Raw genomic sequence first — 20,013 nt, forward strand, 5'->3', positions numbered from 1 at the left:
TCGATGGACAATGCTTGGTATGCCGGTGACGGTTGCGGTCTAATCGCTGATTCCATAGAAAGTGTTAGGTTAAACTTAAGTTGCGCAACAAGGCCCCATTTATCAAGTAAATGATAAATAATAATTTTGAATCTGAAAAATTTCCAACAAACATTGTAAAAAAACTAACAAGCAAGAAACCGAATACAAAGTATATATTTCTTTTACTTCGCGACCATATAAAGCAACTAGCTATAAAATTCATTATAACAGTTGATAAATATAACGAGTTGTCAGTTATACCTGCTTGGATGAACAGAAAAATAAAAAAACATCCCAACAATATTGAAAAAGTAGTAATTACTGCATATTTAATTAAACTATTTTCTAGCATTTCCTTCTGCCTCTTTATATTTCAAAATAGCTTTATCATTTTCTAATTGCACCATATTTTTTTGATTCCACCCTGGAAAGTTATTTGGGTCTTGTAATTCTCCAAACAATTTCCCAGCCGTAGTTGAAACCTTAACATAAGGAAGTGTTTTACTAACAGGAATTTTTCTTCGCTGAGATATTGTTGTTGTGTCTCCTTTGCCGCTACCAAAATCTATATAAGGATCAACATCATAGTCTATATGTCCTAATGTATCTGTAGCAGGTGTACCTTTAACTGAGCTATAGTAGTTATAGCTTCCAGCATTTTTTGGATCATAAACGACTTTATTATTTTGCAATGAGTCTACTACAATTTCAAGCTGACCATTATCATGAACGTATTTCTTATACCGTAACTTGCCACCAGACAGATATGAAAGTTTTCCATTAGCATCATAGTTATGAAAAGCATTTTCATCATCACTTACAGCTGTCCACTTCTGACGCTCAGATTTAAATAATTCGTCAGCTGATTCATTCCATCTTATTCTCTGAGTAACATGAAGATCATAGAATTTATTACAGCCCGCACCCTTTCTGCAATTATCATAAGCAGCGTTGAACTCTGCATCACGATCAGCACTTAGATCCTCATAAATCTTAATATCTTTATTTATATCAGCAAGTTCTGCTCTACATTCTGCGCTTCTATTACATAAACGTACGTTTCCTTTGCCAGTCATACGTTCTTTCTTAGCACGTAATTCATTCAATATTTCATGTTCAATATGATTCAAGTAATTATTCTGAGTTTGATTGACACTACTAGCTGCACCTGCTGTATTTCCACCAACAACACTACCTACACCTGCTGATAATCCTAGCAATATAGCGCTTTTGGTCGTCTCATCAACGCCTTGCTCATCAAGATAACGACCTACCGCAGGAATAGAGACAGCGGTTGTCCCACTTGCTAATGCGCCTTCAACACTACCTGTAGCGATAGCACCAACTAAGGTATGCAGGGCAACACGATAAGCGCCACCTTCTGCCCATTTGTCAGCTTCATCTACTTTGCCTTGTTCAATAAGATCTATTTGTCGATTAACCGCAAAATCCCCAACCGCTTTCGGCGCTTCCTTACCGAACTCTTTAGTAATCTGATTCTGTGCTTGCAGCTCCTCAGTCACACGAGTGGCATCAAACACACTCTCAAGCTTACCCGCGAGTGCTTCGCGATTGTCAGTGGTGAGAATACTGAACCGCCCCGACTATATCGGAGACTGTTTATTTAAGTTAGGCCACTAGGCTTAACCGATTAAGATTATCATAATACATTGACTCATACTTAAAAGGCGATACATATCCAATCGCGCTGTGCAAACGTATCTTATTAAACCAATCAACCCACTCAAGCGTTGCTAATTCAACATCATTTATGCCATTCCATTGCTCTTTTAAATAATGAATCACCTCCGTCTTGTACAGCCCATTGACGGTTTCAGCTAACGCATTATCGTATGAATCACCCGTCGTACCCACGGATGCTTGAACGCCCACCTCGGTCATTCTATCCGTATAGCGAATGGATAAATACTGACTGCCTCTATCGCTATGGTGAATAACATCCTTAGGCTTGCCTCTGTCAGACAGGGCTTGCTCTAAGGCATCTAATACTAATTTGGTATTCATACGATTGGCCACCTTCCAGCCGACAATGCTACGAGCGAACACATCAATGATGAAGGCCGTGTAAACCCAGCCGCTAGTCGTCTTGATATAAGTAAAGTCAGCAACCCATAACTGATTGGGATGACTGGCTATAAAGTTACGTTTCACTAAGTCATCAGCCCGCAGCTGATCGTCACGGCTATTGGTGGTAATCTTACCTTTGCCACGCCAGACGCCTTGTAGGCCATGCTGTCTCATTAAACGCTCTACGGTACATCGAGCAACCTTTAACCTGTCAGCTTTCATCTGCTGCCAGATTTTACGAGCACCGTAACGACATTTACTGTTCTGCCAGACGCGTTTAATCTCGCTGAGATAATAGTCGTCATGCTGACTGCGTAGTGAGCGCTTTTCAGGGCAACTCTCTAAATTCTTAGCGTGATAGTAAGTTGATGGGGCAATCGGTAGAACTCTACAAATCAGCTCGACCCCATAAAGGAATTTATTGTCGTCGATGAATTGAATCATGATTTTAGTCAGCGGCCCGTCTCTATCTGGGCGAAAAAAGCAGCAGCCTTACGTATAATCTCATTGGCTTGCTTGAGTTCTCTATTTTCGCGTTCAAGATCTTTGATACGTTGCTCTTGGCTTTGAGCTTGTACCGAGGCAGGAATGGTTTGTTCTATATGCTTCTTATGCCAGGATCGTAGAGTTTCAGGTGTGCAGCCTATTTTAGGGGCAATAGCTTGGATAGCTGACTATGTGGAGGGGTAGTCGCTCGCGGCTTCAATCAGCATGCGAACAGCGCGTTCTTTAATCTCAGGGGTATAGTTTCGTGTTTTCATTGTCGTATTCTCTCAGAATGTTAAGTCTCCGACAATCCCGGGCCGGTTCAAGACGGCGCCTTTAAAGTTGCCTTTGTCTTCAACAACTAAGTCGGCTTCGTTGGCGAAGAGACCTGTTTGCTGACCGACCATCTTAGAGTCTGCATTGATATTGGTTTTAGCGCCATTGAGAGATAGGCTTGAGCCTGCGCCTTTTAGATCGACATCAAGGTTAAAGCCCATGTTCTTCTGATTACTATCATAGGTGGCCGTATCTTGTAGCGATTCGGTATTGACGTTACCACGGATGATGCCTTGTGCTTTGTCGGTATCAAACACGCCGCCTTTGATGTTGACGTCGTTAGCTATGTCAAAGGTGGTGGTGCTACCGACTTTAATGTTGCTATTGGCGTAAGAATAAGAAAAAAGCTACGATCCGTTATGAACTGACCTCCACAAGTTATTCAATTCACTGAATACGTCTTATCTAGTTATTCCCTATTGGATAGATTTAATTGAGCTCCGTTCGGATCTTCGAACGATTTTTCAATAGCATCACACCAGTCATCCCATAACGCTGAATCTACAGGTCTTCCTTCGATTAATGACATAGAACCTAGAAGGCCACCTATTTCGTTGGACTTTGACCTGTTGTAATAATCTTCTAAAAAAGCAAACATAGCTTCATAAGCTTCTTGATGTGTTAAGTATTCTTTCATAACGTTATCTCTTACTGTATTGATTGGGTTTCGCAAGAGAAGTAGTAAAACTACGTCTATATAATTTTGATAGACATTATTTAATATTAATTAGCTTATCCAATTCAAGAATTCATTGAAACTCATTGCTGCTATCTCTTTATTACTATTTACGTTCCCCTTGTCGTTATCTAGAATAAAATTTAACTTATCACTTAAACTAATAACATATTCATATAAACTTATATCTGACTTCCAAGTTATAGAATAGGCTTTAAACTTTCCTATTTTATTTGCTATAAATTTAATTTCTTCTTCATCAAGTTCGACATTCCAATCATCGTATGTATTTATTATCAAATTAGCTATATGAGAACTAGGAATATAGATACATTCATGTACATGTTCACCTGATTTATAAATCATTTCTGCTTTGTCATTTTCAATATACATGGTTATAATTTTCATCTATTTCACCATTTCAATGAGTTCGTCAATATTTTTAGTAACTTTGCCTTGCCCATTTTTTACAATTGATGGTTTCAAGTCTGGACCATAGCCCACAGTTTTTGCACCAGTGCCAGTCTCTGTTCTTTGAATTTGACTTGTCAATCCCTTACCTCCGCCAGATTTTATTTGGATTATTGTTCCATTGGTGAGTAATATATCAGCGTCAGTAATTAACGAACCATCGCCCCTACGTACTGGAACATTTACATTTTTAATTAAGCCTGGATATTTGCTCTCAATATAATTTGCTACACCTGCAACGTGAGGATCAGTGGACTCGAAAGTTCTATTTTTATTTTGATTATTTAATCTATTTGTTCCAGCTTTAACTGAACCCAATGCAACAGCAGGCACAATCTCTAAAGCACCAATACCAACTTTAACTATACCCGCTTTATATTGACCATCGTAAATTGCTGCACCACCATAACCGACATCATATACACCTTTAGCTGCCAATGCGCCACGTAGAGCTAATCCTAAAGCACCAGGCGATACAAATATAGCATCGCCACCCAATCTAGATAGCTCTCTTTGTCGAGTATTGATACTACTGGTAGCAAGAGCTTCATTGTAGACCTCCTGATTCTCACTTTTAGGTCTAGTATAAGACAAGAACTTTAGGGGATTATCCCAGAAATCACCTCTTGCATTCGATACCTCACTTGCAACTTTAGGGGCATTTAAAAAGTTGTCTGTAGTATACCCTGCGGCTGAACTTCCACTAATAAGTGTTTTAGCTGCTACTGCATCATAACCACCTTGAGCCATTAAGTCATTTAAAGCTACTGCTAAAAAGTCTAAATCTTTTTGGCTTAAAGAAGAGGGGTCTTTTCTATACTGTTCTAAGATAATATTAGTGACCTGATCATATTGTACTAGGTATATTAAGCTTTCTGAATCTTTCAAACTAAGTCCGCCATTCTTTTTAGCTTTACCTAATAATGCATTAAGAGCTTCTCTATCTTTATGACTTAAGAAATTATTCTGTGTCTGATTCACACTACTAGCTGTACTTGCAGTGTCTCCACCAACGACAGCTCCAGCAGCAGCCGATAAGCCTAGTAGTAATGCATCGCGCGTAGTCTCATCAACACCTTGTTTATCTAGGTAGTCGCTTACTGCTGGAATAGAAACGGCTGTAGTGCCACTGGCTAATGCTCCTTTGACACTACCTGTAGCAATAGCACCAACTAGGGTATGCAAAGCAACCCGATAAGCGCCACCATCTGCCCACTTTTCAGCACCCTCTAAATCGCCATCGAGTATCAACTGTGTCTGTCTATTTTCAGAGAACTCAGCCACTGCCTTCGGCGCTTCCTTACCAAACTCTTGCGTAATCTGAGTCTGCGCCCCAAGCTCCTCATTGACTCTTGTTGCATCAAACACATTATCCAGTGCGCCTGCATACTCAGCGCAATTGTCCGTGGTAATACCACTGTTGCCAGCTATTCCTGTAATACCTGCACGAGTGACACTACTATTACTATCGCCATCCGTGCCATAGCCAAGCCCATTCATCGTCGCTTGTGGTTTGCCTGTAGTATTGCCTAAACTTAAACCAACTTGTATTGCATCACCCTCATAGTTGCTGTAGTTCTCAATGTCTTGGGTGACGATACCGCCTTTGCTGACATACTTATTACGTCCTGCTGCTACGGCGGCATCAGTCGTAGTTATAGCGCCCCACCAATAAGATTAGTCTTACCTTCGACCACCAGATCAAAGCCACCATCCCCTGTGAAGATGCCTGATTGCTGAGCTACCATCTTAGAGTCTGCATTGATATCGGTCTTGCCGCCATTGACCGATAGACTAGACCCTGCACCCTCTAAAGCCACATCAAGAGTAAAGCCTGCGTTCTTTTGATTACTATCGTACGTAGCCGTGTCTTGTAGTGACTCTATGTTGACATCGCCACCGATAGTGCCTTGGGCGCGACCTGTATTAATGACGCCCCCTTTGATGTTTAGATCGTTGCCGATGTCAAGGGTTGTGGTGCCGCCGACGTTGATTTGGCTGTTGGCATAGATAAATGAAAAAAGCTACGACACTTATTGTATCGTAGCTTTTATTTAAGTTTAGGCCATTTTAGAGGTGGGAGCTCCATATAGTTTATATGTCGGAATCAATAGAATTCTAGAGACTCTACTTCTTTGTAAATAGTCATATGCTTAGATAAAAAAACAGCATGCAAACTAAACCCCTCGTTAATATCAGTAGATTTATAGTAACTGTTACAAGCGTCAAAAATAATTTGAAGATAAGTAATCATTGAGTCGTCATTTACATCTAAATATGAACTATGAATTATAGTTACACTTTTAAATTTCTTATCAAGTTCATAGTCTAAAGAACATAAATTATCATAAAAGGCATCCCAGTTTTCAACCTCTAGATCATTGTTATTAGGTAGCTGACTTTCAATATCTTTAGCGACATCTTTACCAGAAAGATACTCTTTATTTAAAGTTATCACTATACCGTTTTCATGAATATTAACCATATCTAAACAATCTTTTATTTCGATATTGTTCATTATTGAACCCTTATAAAACTTTCATAATGGTTAGGAGTATAATAGGTTTCTCCATTTTTACCAACTACAACTCTTTGAGCACCAGGATATCTAAAAGTTGGAGGAGGAGATACAACATACTCAGTATAATATCCTTTTGGTTTAGCGGGTAATCTACCTTGACTATTTCTAAAGTTTTCACCATCGTTACGGTGTTTAGACTTTTGTCCGCTATTGATTCTATCTATGGTTGGTTTTAAATCTACATTCCCTGTTATTACTCGACCAGTTGGTTTGTCTTCTACTTTTGCACCAGAAATAATACGCGTTTTGGTTTCAACTTGAATGTGTTTACCATTGGGAACTACTTTAGTAACATTACCACGACTACTACCCATTTTTCCTGCTATAACACTTCCAGCTATTACAGGAGCCATCTCCATCGCAAAAGCCTTACCAGAACGACCTTTTTCTCTTTCTTGATTAGCAGTTTGCTGAATAAATACGCCTTCTGCTTCCATGTTATGCATGGTTTGTATTACACCCAACTTACTACTAGCTTTTGATCCATAACCGTAGCTTATAATTTTTGGTGCATATTTATCAGCTTGTTTATCGTATGGTATACCCTCAACATTGTAGTAGTTGTTTCTTATGATATCGCATTTTTGTGCATTACCATTTGCACCACAAGCTGACTTTAGTTCTTGTTGCTGCTGTTCAGATTTTTTAGTGTATTTATTATTAATAGCTTCTTTAGCCGATATAGTACATTGACTGCCTCTATTTTTAACACAAGACTCTAACTCTTTACCCCATTCGGCAATTTGTTTATGGGTCAAATAGTTATTCTGCGTCTGACTAAAACTTGTAGCTGTACTAGCAGTATCACCGCCAACGACTGCGCCAGCTGCCGCTGATAAACCTAATAAAAGTGCATCACGAGTGGTCTCATCAACGCCTTGTTTCTCTAAATACTTATCTACCGCTGGTACAGAAACTGCCGTCGTTCCACTGGCTAATGCACCCTCTACACTACCTGTGGCAATAGCACCAACTAACGTATGTAGCGCAACGCGATAAGCGCCACCTTCTGCCCATTTATCGGCTTCATTTACTCTACCTTCATTGATAAGATCTAGTTGACGGCTACTCGCATAATCCCCAACCGCCTTCGGCGCTTCCTTACCAAACTCTTGCGTAATCTGAGTCTGCGCCCCAAGCTCCTCATTGACTCTTGTTGCATCAAACACATTATCCAGTGCGCCTGCATACTCAGCGCAATTGTCCGTGGTAATACCACTGTTGCCAGCTATTCCTGTAATACCTGCACGAGTGACACTACTATTACTATCGCCATCCGTGCCATAGCCAAGCCCATTCATCGTCGCTTGTGGTTTGCCTGTAGTATTGCCTAAACTTAAACCAACTTGTATTGCATCACCCTCATAGTTGCTGTAGTTCTCAATGTCTTGGGTGACGATACCGCCTTTGCTGACATACTTATTACGTCCTGCTGCTACGGCGGCATCAGTCGTAGTTATAGCGCCCCACCAATAAGATTAGTCTTACCTTCGACCACCAGATCAAAGCCACCATCCCCTGTGAAGATGCCTGATTGCTGAGCTACCATCTTAGAGTCTGCATTGATATCGGTCTTGCCGCCATTGACCGATAGACTAGACCCTGCACCCTCTAAAGCCACATCAAGAGTAAAGCCTGCGTTCTTTTGATTACTATCGTACGTAGCCGTGTCTTGTAAAGATTCAATATTGACGTTACCACCAATAACGCCTTGTGCTCTACCAGTATTAATGACACCGCCTTTGATATTGACATCATTACCGATATCAAAGGTACTGGTGCCACCAACTTTGATGTTGCTATTGGCATAAGTCACTGAGTCGCTGTTAGCATAGCCTTTAGCGCGACTGGCACTGGCAGTGATACCGCCTGAGCCACTACTGTCCATATAACCGCCAATAGCGGTACTTGAGCTTTTGTTCGTGCTACGAGTATTACTGTTTTGCGCCACACCGTTGACGTTGAAGTCGTTATCGGCTTGGAATAGGGCGTTGTTAGTAATGTCTAGATTGCTACCGTTGATATTAATGTTGCTATCAGTGCCACCGCCTGTGGCAATGAGCGCGAGATTATTGCTGGTGATATTTGAGCCTTGATTGACCTCAGTGTAGCTTGAACTATTAGACTGAGACTTTTGAGTGCCAATAGTGGCTTGAATGCGGGTGTTGCCAAGTCCTTTTAAACTTTGCGTATTAACGCCACCAGTTAAAAGTCCTCGTGCAGCTTCATCAGCCTCGGCAGCGAGTACTTTTACTTTCAATGCTCCAGCAACTGCCGCCATACCTTTCATGCGTACGCTTTCGGTGTTGCTACTGGCACCAACGAGAGCATTAATACTTTGCGCACTGTCCACAAGGCTGTTAGAGACGGAGACGGTAAGACCGCTTTGCTTGAACTTACTTTCGCTTTGATTAGCGTAAACATCCATCGCATTATCGATGTTGATCGTTTTGGCTCGAACGACAGTATTGCCGCGACTGCTGTTATCAAGGGCGTCATTAATATCTAAGCTACTATCATCACCCATCCCTGCGATAAGGTTACTACCAGTCTGCTGATATTTGCCACCTGCCGTGATGATGACGTTGCCGTCGATAGCAGCGACATTGCTGGCGGTATTGGTCAGGGCAGTTTGAGCATTAGTCTCATCGCTTTGCTGCTTACCGATGGTAAAGCCCATGCCGCCGTCAGCGCCAAACAATCCTGACTTTTTAGTTTGACTAAAGGTGCTTTCACTTGAGGTGTTTTGCGCGGCTAGGATGTCGATATTGCTACCAGCAGTGAGACTAGTGCCTTTATCACTGATGGCGTTAGTACCGGTGAGACTGATGTCATTACCCGCTTGAATAGCGACTTGGTTGCCTTCAATGTTGCTGCTGATGGCATTATCGCTTTGTGAGTCAAAGCGCTCTTGGGTGGTCTTTTTACTTAAGAAGCCACTGCTGGTCATTTTATTAGCGATTGAGAACTGCTCGGTGGCACGGCCCTCTTTAAAGGTGATATCTTTTTCAGCGTAGATAGAGGTATTACCACTATCACTGGTCAGTGTCGCTGCGGTTCCTGAAACATTTTTAGCGGCGATATCAAGTTCACCATAGCTTGAGACACGGCTGCCGATATCTTGGCTTTGACCGTCTATGTAGTAGTTGTCAGCATCGCCAATGGCACGGATTTCATTGCCCGTATTGATAGCGTTAAAGGCCACATTGCCTTCTTTAGAGACGATTTGGGTGTTGCCACCTTGATTATTTAAAATCCCAGCGTTGAAAGTGACATCATTAGTCGCGTTGATCGCCAAAGTAGTGAGCGCTTTACCATTAGCATCCACTTGACCTCGCAGGCCGTCACCAACACCGATTGATGCTACTTGATCAATGCCTGTGCGTGTCGCGCTACTAGCGCCAAGCTGGTTGTTGGTAGTAAAGGTGGTGCTCGTATTCTCAACACTCTTGGCTTTTAGACCTAAAGTATTGTCAGCAAAGATGCTACCGCCCACGTTGGTTATTTTATTCTCAGCAGTTAATCTGGCATCAGCCGCACGTAGGCGACCACCATTGGTATTATTGATATTATCAGCATTGATATTGAGCGTTTTTTGAGCAGAGATGAGACCTTGGTTATCTAGATTACCCGTTAGGCTTAGGTTGACCATTTCTGCGGCAATAAAGCTACCGTCTCCTCTGATCGCGCCTTGGTTGGCTCGAACATAGACTTTTGGCACCAGTACGCTTTGCGTGCTGCCATCCGCGAGAGTGACTTGTTGCTGCTCCATCCAGATGATATCGCTAGTTAGATTAGCCACTTGGCTTGCCGTAAGAGCAATACCTGGACGTAGGTTTAACGTCTGCGCGGTGGTGACGCCCGCATCCATCAGCCCTTTAAACTGAGCATCTTGGGTGCTGTAATCTTGTAGATAATAGCGTCCTGTTAGCATCATGATTTGATCACGAATATACTGCTGCTCGTAATAGCCATCGCCTAAGCGTTTTTGGGTGATATTAGGATCAAGCTTGAGCCTGTCTAACCTATAGTCTGAGGTCAGCCAATTGCGATAACTGGCAAAGTCAGGATCAGTCTCTACTAAGTAGCCATTAGTACTATCGGCATCGATAGTGTAGAGACTGCTATTGGGCAGACTTGTCGCGCCATTGACGCTTCTTATTTCATCGCCAGATGGTGAAGTGGCGACGTTAATAGCGGTATTATTAGTAGGACCGTCGCCTTTTTGCAAATTAGATAAGGCAGGACCACCATCTTTGATTTGGTTATCAACGTTTGGCGCCTGTTGCTTAAAAGGTGATGGATTTAATAGCATTAAATTTTTGATAGTAGTGGAAATAGTAAACCACTTTCACAGCAGATTGTTTAGATGATCTTAGGGTATAGATGCTTAGAGAATAGTTAAAGAGGTGATCCATAAAAAATAAGACATCAATACGATGTATTTATACTACTGTAAATACATCATATTGATGCTTTAATAGTGACCAAAATTGGATATTAGGACTTCATATATTGCTTTAAATTATGCTAAAGGTCATTCAGTGCATCTTACTTAAGCCATTTCTACGTATACCATGGCAGGTTATTATACATTAAGATTAGTTAACGAAATATGGTGGGTCTAGCCTCCGAAGCCGAGGGTTCGATTCCCGCCGAGCGCACCAATAATCGTATTTCACCCTTCCCTAGTATTACCTCACACCTCTAAACCCCTTTGATACCAACGCTTTATGTGCTTGGCTGTTACTTGTTATTACCTTTAAAACTTGAATCAAAGATTTATTGGCTTTAGCAATTTAATATTATCCGTATTGTTCTAACTGTCCTGACATCGCCTAACTATTTTAGACTACTTGACTTCTTGTAAGTTCGTGCTTAATTGTGTGCGGCTGGGTGTACGATGATAGTTAAGGATAGGCACGTCACCCAAACGACGCTGACCGGTGGCGAGCTTCTTATCAATGGTAATCATCGCGATTTTTTTGCCCTGTTTGATAATCAGCAAATGATTTCCTTTACGAGTGACACGATAGTCAGGAAAGTGTTGTTTAAGCATAACAGCTGTTTTTTGTAGCGCATCGTTAGAAGCCACTTTTGTACGCGTGGCGACCGTGTTTACGTCATCCTTTTTAGCACCGCGCTTATGTGCCAGCAACCATAGACCAGCGCCCACTGCAAGCAATATGACAAGCCACCAAATTCCGTCTATCATGAGGGTATATATCCATTATTAGCAGGGGTTATGCCATGTTAACAGCGTTATCAGCAGCGTTAGTAGGCGACGTGAAGCGTGCTGCCGAATTGTTAGTTTCAAAAAAGCGTATTTGTATCTTAACGGGAGCTGGGGTCTCAGCAGAAAGTGGCATCCCTACTTTCCGGGATAAGCAAACTGGCTTATGGCAACAATACCGCGCTGAGGATTTAGCGACTTGTACCGCTTTTGCACGTGATCCTCAGCTGGTATGGTCGTGGTATCAATGGCGTAGGCAACTAGTAAGCGATAAAGTACCTAATCCGGCGCATCATGCTCTGGCTCAATGGCAGCAGCATGCTAAGTTACATAAGCAGCAGCTTAGTTTAATCACTCAAAACGTTGACGATTTGCACGAACAAGCTGGCAGCACGGTCACTCATTTACATGGACATCTTTGGCATAATCGCTGTAGTCAATGTGACCAGCCTTATAACGATAAATCCAATAATAAGCCTAATAATCAATCCAAGACTCATAACGCTGACCACAATACATTACCCACTCAGTCTAATGAACAGTCCGAGAGCTCAAATATAGTCAGAAATCATGACGATAAACTATTAAATTGCACACATTGTGGGTGTTATATTCGACCTGATATTGTCTGGTTCGGTGAGTCATTACCTATGCAGGCCTGGCAAACAGCAGAAAGTAACGCCGAGCGTTGTGAGGTATTTATCAGTATCGGCACCTCAAGTCTGGTGTATCCAGCCGCTGGACTTGCGCAGTTGGCCAAGCAAAGCGGCGCTAAAATTATCGAAATAAATCCTGATCCCACACCCAATACCCTAGTTGATATTACCCTAGCAGCTAAGGCAGGGATAGTGATGCCGCAACTGATCAAACAGGTCATTGCGCTACAGCCGTAATAATATTAGCAATATTGAGCACTGACAGAGTAGCTTCTAATGCCAATGGTCTACTAGAAGCTTAAAGCATAGATAAGGGACTTATTCTATTGTTTCAAGACACAGGTTACTGATGCTAGCTAATAACGATATGAATAGCTGTGCTAATTACATTTATACCGCTCTATCAACTCTAGCTAAGTACTCTTTTTTTAAATCTTCATCTATAAATGAAGATCTAAAAGAGTTTTTTACCAAGGTGATAACATCATCTTCCGATAATGGTAGGTTTTCATACAAGTTTATAAAGTTTTGGTTCATGTAACCTTTAAAATAGGCTGGATCATCTGAATTTACACTGACATTCAGTCCATAATCTAATAGCTCTTTTATATTATGGTCTGTGTAAGCCTCAAAAACTTTTAGCTCAATATTTGAGTTCGGACAAACGGTAAGCGGTACTTGTTCATCTTTAAGTCTTTGCATAAGTTCTGGGCTGTTGATAGATTGAACACCATGGTCAATTCTATCAATACCTAACAAATCTAAAGCTTCGTAAATGTAGGTAAAATCAGCTTCTTCACCGGCATGAGCTACCAACTTAAAGCCCAGTTCTTTGGCTTTTTTAAACACCTGTTCAAACTTCGAAGGCGGGTTTCCTAGCTCTGCAGAATCGAGACCAACACCAATGATGTCTTCTTTAAACATTAAAGACTGTTCTAACGTTTCAAAGGCTTCATCTTGTGACAAATGCCTCAAAAAGCACATGATAATACAAGAGGTAATGCCATACTTTTCTTTTGCATCCGCTAACGCTTCTTTGATGCCGGTTATTACCGTTGCAAAAGATATTCCTCTTGCAGTATGCGTTTGGGGGTCAAAGAATATTTCAGTGTGAATAACGTTATCTTCAACACATTTTAAAATATATTCCCAGGTCAAATCATAAAAATCATCTTTGGTAATAAGTACGTTGGCACCGGCATAATATATGTCTAAGAAGGTTTGTAAATTAGTAAAGTTATAAGCATTTCTCACATCTTCTATATTTTTATAGGGAATCTCAATATTATTTTTTTTGGCCAGCCTAAACATTAGCTCAGGTTCTAGTGAGCCTTCAATATGTAAATGCAGTTCAGCTTTTGGCAACCTTCTTATTAAGTCAATCATATGGCTCCAGTAATACCTTTTACTTTGGTTGACAACGTCAAGTGATTTTTGATTTATAGCACTCTGCACAAATATTTTATGATACAAAGCACAATACCCTCAGGGTAAATTCACTCTGTAAAAAATGACTCTCAAAACCAACACTATTTTAGTAGTAGAAACTACTTCAAGAAAACTACCGTATCAGACAACTCGTTGCCTTCCGGATTGTTTTCAAGATAATAATACTGACCGAGTAATTGCCCAATTTCATCTAACAAGTCGGTCAAGCTCTGTTCTGTTTTTTTATTAGCGATACCTGCTACTGCTTTGTCACACATTGCTCGCCATACTGTGGGACTGACATGCGTACTGATGCCACGATCAGCGACGATATCTAAGCTTTGTTCACAGATATTCACATAGACTAAGACACCGGTATTCTCTTCGGTATCCCAGACCCGATACTCACTAAATAGGTCAATAGCGCGCGCACGGCAGTTAGTATGATAAGCCTCTTGAATGGGTAGGTTGTTTTCTATAACCAAAAATATCTCACCGCGATGCCCGCGCTCCGCTTTGGTCACTTTGGTCGTCAAACGCGCTTTGGACTCTGCTGTCAACCACCTGCTATGTAGCATTGGGACAAATAAGACTTGACGCCACCAGCGAGCAAAACTTGGCTGTGATGAGGTTAAGTTGTTTTGTGCCATTATATTATTTCCTCAAGTACGCTACTAGCGACTACAATTTAGTAAATATAGCTTAATGCATATAGCCTAATAAATGCTGTCACGTATTAAATGTGGTCTAATCAATAAGTCTACCACGAACCACCTGCGCCGCCACCGCCGAAGCCGCCACCACCACCACCGAAACCGCCGCCACCAAATCCGCCGCCGCCGCTACTACCGCCACCTAAGCCCGGTAGGAAGAACATTCCACCGCCACGTCCTCCGCGTCCACCGCCAGAACCACGAGCAATTAAGAACATCCACAAGAATATCGCCATGATCAGGGTCATGAAAAAGCCCCCACCTAATGCCAGTGAACCGGCAAAAAAGCCACCAGCAGTTAAGATAGAGCCAAACACACGGCCAAAGATACTAGTAATAAAGCTACCGAATATTAAGGCCATAACGAATAGGGCAATTGATGACGGGTTCTCATCTGTGGCTTGCTGAGTACTACGCTCAGCAGCTTGAGCGTCAGCACGTGCCAACACTTCAGGATCCGCATTTAGGCGAGTTTCGAGGGCACTAACACCCGCAGCAAGTCCCGCAGCGTAATCGTTCTGTTTAAAAAGCGGCGTAATATCTTCACGGATAATACGATTGAGTGCGGAATCAGGCAGCACACCTTCGAGTCCATAACCGCTTAAAATATAGATCTCACGATCATTGACTGCCAGCACAATTAACAGGCCATCATCGATGTCTTTATCACCCAACTGCCATTTATCTGCTACTTGTAACGCATAGTCAAAAATCGGTAGACCATTAGTAGTCGGTACAATAACTACCGCCGCTTGAGCCAAACCTTTCTGGTAAATACTACTCAGCTGCTCGGTTAAACGCTGCTTTTGCTGAGCCGTTAAAATATTGGCTTGGTCAACGACTGGCTGATTTAATATCAGTTTATCAGCATCTATACTAGCGGCACTGGACTGGACTGGCGGTAAAGTAGCATTATTTGCCTGAGTATTAGTCGCGCTATTAGCAACATCAGTATTAGCAGCATTAGGATTTAGAGCATCATTACCCAACACTGCTTCATTAATAGCATCATTACCTAGTACCGCATCATTGATAGCCTCATTGGCTTTGCCTGCTTTGGCAATGCCCGCTAGGTCCTCAACGCTACGATTTTGTATATTCGAGGTACTATCCGCAGCGACAGCAACATCATTCGGCGCCGCATACAGCGAGGTCGCGCTACTAGCGCCGAGCGTGAGTAGTAATGCTGATACGATTGCTTTTGAATTATTCATTTAATCTATACCACCTCGGGTAACATCTGTGCTGAATTATCTCGTGTTGAACTGGTGTTAATGCTTCCTGAGGTTAACACGCTATAGGTATAAAACCTATAGTACTCAGGTCTATCGCACCGCTTTACCGTTATGCTTGTTAGTTGAGCACTACTGCTCAGTAGCCGCCTTGTCTCCATCGAAATCAATATTAGGAGCAGTAGAGATCGCAGCCTCATTGGCTACCGTAAAGTTTGGTTTGGCTTGCATACCAAATACTTTGGCGGTGATGTTGGTTGGGAACTGACGCACGGTCGTGTTATAGCCCTGTACTTCTTGGATATAACGATTACGGGCAACCGCAATCCGGTTTTCTGTGCCTTCTAGCTGCGCTTGCAAGTCCTGAAACAAGGCATCAGACTTGAGCTCAGGGTAACGCTCAGAGACCGCCATGAGACGTGACAATGCACCGTCCATCTGTCCTTGAGCTTCTGCATAGCGCTCCATGGCTTGGGGGTCGTTGAGTACCTCTGGCGTTAAAGTGATGCCGCCTGCGCGCGAGCGAGCCTCGGCCACTTGCGTAAAGACTGTTTGCTCTTGATCCGCGTACTGTTTGACTACTGTAACTAAGTTAGGGACCAAATCAGAACGGCGTTGGTATTGGTTGACAACCTCCGACCATGAAGCAGTAACCTGCTCATCTTGGGACTGGAGATTGTTATAGCCGCAACCACTTAAGCTGACTGCTGACGTTACCAATACGGCGGATAGCAACATGGGTTTTATAATAGACTTACGCGTCATTTTTGTTTCTCCTAAGAGTAATAAATAATTATGGTTAACGAGTCACACATGTCTTGATAACTTTTTGCCTACTATATTCATTTACTCATTATGGTGGGCGCTTGAGGGATAAGATACATTTAGGTATGTATTAACATATCGACATATCATTTATCACGACCAGAGCCTATAGCTGACTTTTTGGCATAGAGTTTTTTTGTTAGTAGTTATAGTGCTAATAATGGCGATATCATAATACTTTTACAATTCATCGTTACCAAAACACAACCGCCAAAAGATCAATATTATTTTTTTGCTATCAGCCTAATTCTTTTCTGTTGATCGGCTTACTCTGTATCCTAACGCGGTTATTGGTTATCCGATTATTTTCAGTCATCTACTTATAGCGAGCTTACCTAAAAATCTATCTTGGGTAATTTCTGTGAAAAAATTGTATATTTTAAATACTTACATAACTACACATACGTTTACTAATTACCTTGTAAAAGTAAGAAACAGGCATCAATTAAAAAAAATTCTAGCAATTACCGTGGAATTGTGGCAAATTGCAGTTACTTAACCGTATGGTTTGCATACAATTGGTAGTGGCTTTGTTGCTCATTTAGTATTAGTTGAGTTTAAACTGTTAATTGTTCTTGTCACCTTAGCGTATAACGACTGCAAATGCCAAGCTAAATAGCCCTCAGTTCTTTATCAGTATCAGTTGAGATTATTGGTAAAAATTGCAGATTAAGTTTAAAGTGCTATGCATTCACAGTCATTTGACTGATAGTTATGAGCAAGTTGAGAGCATGATAGAACAACCATCAAAACTGCAAAGGGAATTGCAACCGCAGCTAAGTTTAGCATCGACACTGATATCAGCACTGAGATTGAAAAGCAGTATTAATACGATCAGTGTCGATGCTAAGCCAAGCGGATAAACACTGGCAACTATAAACTATCCTAAGTGGTTGATTAAATATGAGTGTAAGCAGTGACGTTTAGATTCATACCTAATGCTTAAATAGCAAGATAAGCATGGCCACTTCGAGACAGTACTAGGAATATAAATATGGAAGGTTTAGTCAATGTAGTAAACGGAATTATCTGGAGCCCAGCACTAATTTATTTATGCTTGGGCGCTGGTCTATTTTATTCCATCATGACGCGCTTCGTTCAAGTACGTCTATTCGGTGAAATGATTAAATTACTATTCACTGGTAAATCCAGTGCAGATGGTATTTCCTCATTCCAGGCACTTGCTGTATCACTTGCCGGTCGTGTCGGTATGGGTAACATCGCAGGGGTGGCTGCGGCTATCGGCTTTGGTGGCCCAGGCGCCGTATTCTGGATGTGGATTGTCGCATTCTTAGGTGCTTCTACTGCTTATGTTGAATCGACATTGGCACAGATCTATAAAGAAAAAGACGTTATCACCGGCGAATATCGCGGTGGCCCTGCTTACTACTTTGAGCGGGCACTCGGTCAAAAATGGTACGGAATCCTATTTGCGATATCCTCCATCTTAGCCTGTGGTATCTTCTTACCTGGTGTACAGGCGAATGGTGTTATCAATGCTTTTGCTCAAGTTATGGGTGAAGGTAGTCTAGTTAATATCGGCAGCTTAGAAGTTGGCTCTATGCGTTTAGTAGCGCTAGGTATTATTCTAGTCGTTCTCGGTATTATCATTTTTGGTGGTATCAAGCGTATTGCCACTTTTACCGAGTACGCAGTACCATTTATGGCATTAGGTTATATTGTCCTAGCTTTAATTATCATGTTCGCTAACTACGAAATGATTCCTGAAATCTTTGGTATGATTGTTGGCGATGCATTTACCGCCCAAGCAGGCTTTGGTGCCGCGATTGGTTGGGGTGTGAAACGTGGTATCTACTCTAACGAAGCCGGTCAAGGTACAGGCCCTCACGCTGCTGCTGCTGCTGAAGTTGAGCATCCATCACAGCAAGGTTTGGTACAGGCATTCTCAGTCTACGTCGATACTATACTAGTCTGTTCTGCAACCGCCTTTATGATTTTAACCATGGGTACTTATAACATTCAAGGTACGTTACCTGACGGTCAATTCATCGTCCAAAATGTAGCTGCTGGGGTTGAAATTAACTCACCAGCCTTTACGCAAATGGCCATGGAATCAGTATACGGTACCTTCGGTAATACCTTTATTGCCGTTGCTGTATTCTTCTTCGCCTTTACCACAATTTTGGCTTACTATTATATCGCTGAAGTTAACGTCGCTTACTTAACCCGCTTTTTAGGAAAAGGAGTAGGTAAAACCGGTAGATTCCTAGTCAAAATCTTAATCATGGCGATGGTTGCCTACGGTGGTCTTAACTCAGCTGGCTACATCTGGGCTATTGGTGATATTGGTGTTGGCTTGATGGCTTGGTTGAACATCGTTGGTATCTTGGTCATCTTCGTTGTGGCTCGTCCAACGCTCACCATGCTGAAAGACTACGAAGCACAGCTCAAAGCAGGTGTGAAGCGTTATAGTTTTGATCCAGCGAAATTTGGTATCAAAAATGCGCCATATTGGGAAGAACGTCATCTAAAAGAGCAACAGAGATTAGCTGAAGAATCTGTAAATAAGGATTCACTAGATAAAGATCTTAAATAATAGACTTTAAAGTGAGCTAGGCTAATAATAATGCTTAACTGAGTGAATCTGATTAAAAAAAGCCCGTGGCTATCGTCGCGGGCTTTTTTATGTCGCACTTATTATTATATTACTATGCCTATTCTTAGCAGTATGGCAATACTGACCACTGCTCATGGGTAGAAGGTAAAATTTATAGTACTAAATTTATTTTAAAATCTTCATCCACTTACTTAGCATAACCTTATTAATCTGTTGAATCTGACCCTCATCCCTTTATCAATGCTTCACATAAATAATCCAAGCTGGTTTTAGAGCACGCTTACTTTGATAGTAGGATTTTACCGATAAAAATAGCCTCTAAAACAGTGCAATAACCTTAAGAACAAGGTAGACAATGCTTTGTAAGAAATACAATACATTTGAAGCACATAAAGCTATAGAATACTTATTGAGGTAAAGGAATACTGACAAAAATATCCTAGGTAAACTGTAAGTTATAGTTAGTTCCCCTAATTATGGGAATCAAGCCAGCTCAATGAGCGTTAATGGGTCAAATTTTAATTACGTAAGCTTAAATTATATAAGCTTTAATCAAAAAAGAGAGGATACTTAATCATGAAATCTAAGTCTAAATTTAAACTTAGATTAACACGTGAAGTGCAATTTCAAACAGCAGGTGAAAAAGAGGCCTAGATGCGCTAGCATCAAGGTTACTATCCACCGCCAAA

Annotated in this window: 15 protein-coding genes, 3 pseudogenes and 1 other annotated feature; of the genes and pseudogenes, 2 read left to right on the forward strand and 16 right to left on the reverse strand. The window is 41.5% G+C overall.

Features of this window, described 5'->3' with window-relative positions; genetic code table 11:
• Positions 1 to 359 precede the first annotated feature (359 nt).
• From RCH20_RS11960 to RCH20_RS12010, 12 genes and pseudogenes are all read right to left on the reverse strand, one after another.
• Positions 360 to 1,562, reverse strand: coding sequence for a hypothetical protein (locus RCH20_RS11960; protein WP_209958709.1), 1,203 nt, complete (start codon positions 1,560 to 1,562; stop codon positions 360 to 362).
• Between the two features lie 88 nt (positions 1,563 to 1,650).
• Positions 1,651 to 2,870 (reverse strand): annotated as a pseudogene (locus tag RCH20_RS11965) (IS3 family transposase).
• Positions 2,479 to 2,595: a sequence feature (AL1L pseudoknot), on the reverse strand. Its footprint overlaps the pseudogene before it by 117 nt.
• Positions 2,871 to 2,882: 12 nt before the next feature.
• Positions 2,883 to 3,254: pseudogene (locus RCH20_RS11970) on the reverse strand (hemagglutinin repeat-containing protein); the annotation flags it as partial.
• 86 nt (positions 3,255 to 3,340) lie between these two features.
• Positions 3,341 to 3,568, reverse strand: coding sequence for a hypothetical protein (locus RCH20_RS11975; protein ID WP_327193762.1), 228 nt, complete (start codon positions 3,566 to 3,568; stop codon positions 3,341 to 3,343).
• Between the two features lie 90 nt (positions 3,569 to 3,658).
• Positions 3,659 to 4,015, reverse strand: coding sequence for a hypothetical protein (locus RCH20_RS11980; RefSeq protein ID WP_327193763.1), 357 nt, complete (start codon positions 4,013 to 4,015; stop codon positions 3,659 to 3,661).
• Positions 4,016 to 5,578, reverse strand: coding sequence for a hypothetical protein (locus RCH20_RS11985; RefSeq protein ID WP_327193764.1), 1,563 nt, complete (start codon positions 5,576 to 5,578; stop codon positions 4,016 to 4,018). It abuts the gene before it with no gap.
• A gap of 155 nt (positions 5,579 to 5,733) precedes the next feature.
• Positions 5,734 to 5,898, reverse strand: coding sequence for a hypothetical protein (locus tag RCH20_RS11990; RefSeq protein WP_327193765.1), 165 nt, complete (start codon positions 5,896 to 5,898; stop codon positions 5,734 to 5,736).
• Positions 5,899 to 5,925: 27 nt separating this feature from the next.
• Positions 5,926 to 6,090, reverse strand: a pseudogene (locus RCH20_RS12540) (hemagglutinin repeat-containing protein); the annotation flags it as partial.
• A 95-nt stretch (positions 6,091 to 6,185) separates the two neighbouring features.
• The gene (locus RCH20_RS11995) at positions 6,186 to 6,596 is read right to left on the reverse strand and encodes a hypothetical protein (RefSeq protein ID WP_209958715.1); all 411 of its coding nucleotides are present in this window, start codon (positions 6,594 to 6,596) and stop codon (positions 6,186 to 6,188) included.
• Positions 6,596 to 7,960 carry a ribonuclease domain-containing protein gene (locus RCH20_RS12000; RefSeq protein ID WP_327193766.1) on the reverse strand — a complete coding sequence of 455 codons (1,365 nt, stop codon included), beginning with the start codon at positions 7,958 to 7,960 and terminating at the stop codon, positions 6,596 to 6,598. The genes RCH20_RS11995 and RCH20_RS12000 overlap by 1 nt, the downstream gene beginning before the upstream one ends.
• A 155-nt stretch (positions 7,961 to 8,115) precedes the next feature.
• The gene (locus tag RCH20_RS12005; protein WP_327193767.1) at positions 8,116 to 10,974 is read right to left on the reverse strand and encodes a hemagglutinin repeat-containing protein; all 2,859 of its coding nucleotides are present in this window, start codon (positions 10,972 to 10,974) and stop codon (positions 8,116 to 8,118) included.
• A gap of 537 nt (positions 10,975 to 11,511) precedes the next feature.
• Positions 11,512 to 11,874: a hypothetical protein gene (locus RCH20_RS12010; protein ID WP_209958719.1), complete on the reverse strand. Its 363-nt coding sequence runs from the start codon at positions 11,872 to 11,874 to the stop codon at positions 11,512 to 11,514.
• Positions 11,875 to 11,909: 35 nt separating this feature from the next.
• On the opposite strand from RCH20_RS12010, the gene RCH20_RS12015 reads away from it, so the two are divergent.
• Positions 11,910 to 12,785 (forward strand): SIR2 family NAD-dependent protein deacylase, encoded by an 876-nt coding sequence (locus tag RCH20_RS12015; RefSeq protein WP_327193768.1) that lies wholly within the window; start codon positions 11,910 to 11,912, stop codon positions 12,783 to 12,785.
• 153 nt (positions 12,786 to 12,938) lie between these two features.
• On the opposite strand, the gene RCH20_RS12020 is transcribed toward RCH20_RS12015, so the two are convergent.
• The 4 genes from RCH20_RS12020 to RCH20_RS12035 all read right to left on the reverse strand — a co-directional run bounded on the left by RCH20_RS12020 (position 12,939) and on the right by RCH20_RS12035 (position 16,686).
• Positions 12,939 to 13,934, reverse strand: coding sequence for an adenosine deaminase (locus tag RCH20_RS12020; RefSeq protein WP_327193769.1), 996 nt, complete (start codon positions 13,932 to 13,934; stop codon positions 12,939 to 12,941).
• Between the two features lie 161 nt (positions 13,935 to 14,095).
• Positions 14,096 to 14,626, reverse strand: a complete 531-nt coding sequence (locus RCH20_RS12025; protein ID WP_209958726.1) for a TPM domain-containing protein — start codon at positions 14,624 to 14,626, stop codon at positions 14,096 to 14,098.
• Between the two features lie 110 nt (positions 14,627 to 14,736).
• Positions 14,737 to 15,903 carry a TPM domain-containing protein gene (locus RCH20_RS12030; protein WP_327193770.1) on the reverse strand — a complete coding sequence of 389 codons (1,167 nt, stop codon included), beginning with the start codon at positions 15,901 to 15,903 and terminating at the stop codon, positions 14,737 to 14,739.
• A 150-nt stretch (positions 15,904 to 16,053) separates the two neighbouring features.
• Complete coding sequence (locus tag RCH20_RS12035) at positions 16,054 to 16,686, reverse strand: LemA family protein (RefSeq protein WP_327193771.1); 633 nt, start codon at positions 16,684 to 16,686, stop codon at positions 16,054 to 16,056.
• Between the two features lie 1,054 nt (positions 16,687 to 17,740).
• Between RCH20_RS12035 and RCH20_RS12040 the strand changes: the two genes are divergently transcribed.
• Positions 17,741 to 19,303 (forward strand): alanine/glycine:cation symporter family protein, encoded by a 1,563-nt coding sequence (locus RCH20_RS12040; protein WP_209958732.1) that lies wholly within the window; start codon positions 17,741 to 17,743, stop codon positions 19,301 to 19,303.
• The last annotated feature ends 710 nt before the right edge of the window (positions 19,304 to 20,013 follow it).

Source organism: Psychrobacter sp. PL15 (assembly GCF_035984995.1).
Classification (GTDB): domain Bacteria; phylum Pseudomonadota; class Gammaproteobacteria; order Pseudomonadales; family Moraxellaceae; genus Psychrobacter.

Excerpts from the sequence above, each read along its gene's own strand:
- RCH20_RS11975 (WP_327193762.1), bottom strand. The coding sequence starts at position 3,568 with ATGAAAGAATACTTAACACATCAAGAAGCTTATGAAGCTATGTTTGCT.
- RCH20_RS11980 (WP_327193763.1), bottom strand. The coding sequence starts at position 4,015 with ATGAAAATTATAACCATGTATATTGAAAATGACAAAGCAGAAATGATT.
- RCH20_RS11985 (WP_327193764.1), bottom strand. The coding sequence starts at position 5,578 with ATGAATGGGCTTGGCTATGGCACGGATGGCGATAGTAATAGTAGTGTC.
- RCH20_RS11995 (WP_209958715.1), bottom strand. The coding sequence starts at position 6,596 with ATGAACAATATCGAAATAAAAGATTGTTTAGATATGGTTAATATTCAT.
- RCH20_RS12000 (WP_327193766.1), bottom strand. The coding sequence starts at position 7,960 with ATGAATGGGCTTGGCTATGGCACGGATGGCGATAGTAATAGTAGTGTC.
- RCH20_RS12005 (WP_327193767.1), bottom strand. The coding sequence starts at position 10,974 with ATGCTATTAAATCCATCACCTTTTAAGCAACAGGCGCCAAACGTTGAT.
- RCH20_RS12010 (WP_209958719.1), bottom strand. The coding sequence starts at position 11,874 with ATGATAGACGGAATTTGGTGGCTTGTCATATTGCTTGCAGTGGGCGCT.
- RCH20_RS12015 (WP_327193768.1), top strand. The coding sequence starts at position 11,910 with ATGTTAACAGCGTTATCAGCAGCGTTAGTAGGCGACGTGAAGCGTGCT.
- RCH20_RS12020 (WP_327193769.1), bottom strand. The coding sequence starts at position 13,934 with ATGATTGACTTAATAAGAAGGTTGCCAAAAGCTGAACTGCATTTACAT.
- RCH20_RS12025 (WP_209958726.1), bottom strand. The coding sequence starts at position 14,626 with ATGGCACAAAACAACTTAACCTCATCACAGCCAAGTTTTGCTCGCTGG.
- RCH20_RS12030 (WP_327193770.1), bottom strand. The coding sequence starts at position 15,903 with ATGAATAATTCAAAAGCAATCGTATCAGCATTACTACTCACGCTCGGC.
- RCH20_RS12035 (WP_327193771.1), bottom strand. The coding sequence starts at position 16,686 with ATGACGCGTAAGTCTATTATAAAACCCATGTTGCTATCCGCCGTATTG.
- RCH20_RS12040 (WP_209958732.1), top strand. The coding sequence starts at position 17,741 with ATGGAAGGTTTAGTCAATGTAGTAAACGGAATTATCTGGAGCCCAGCA.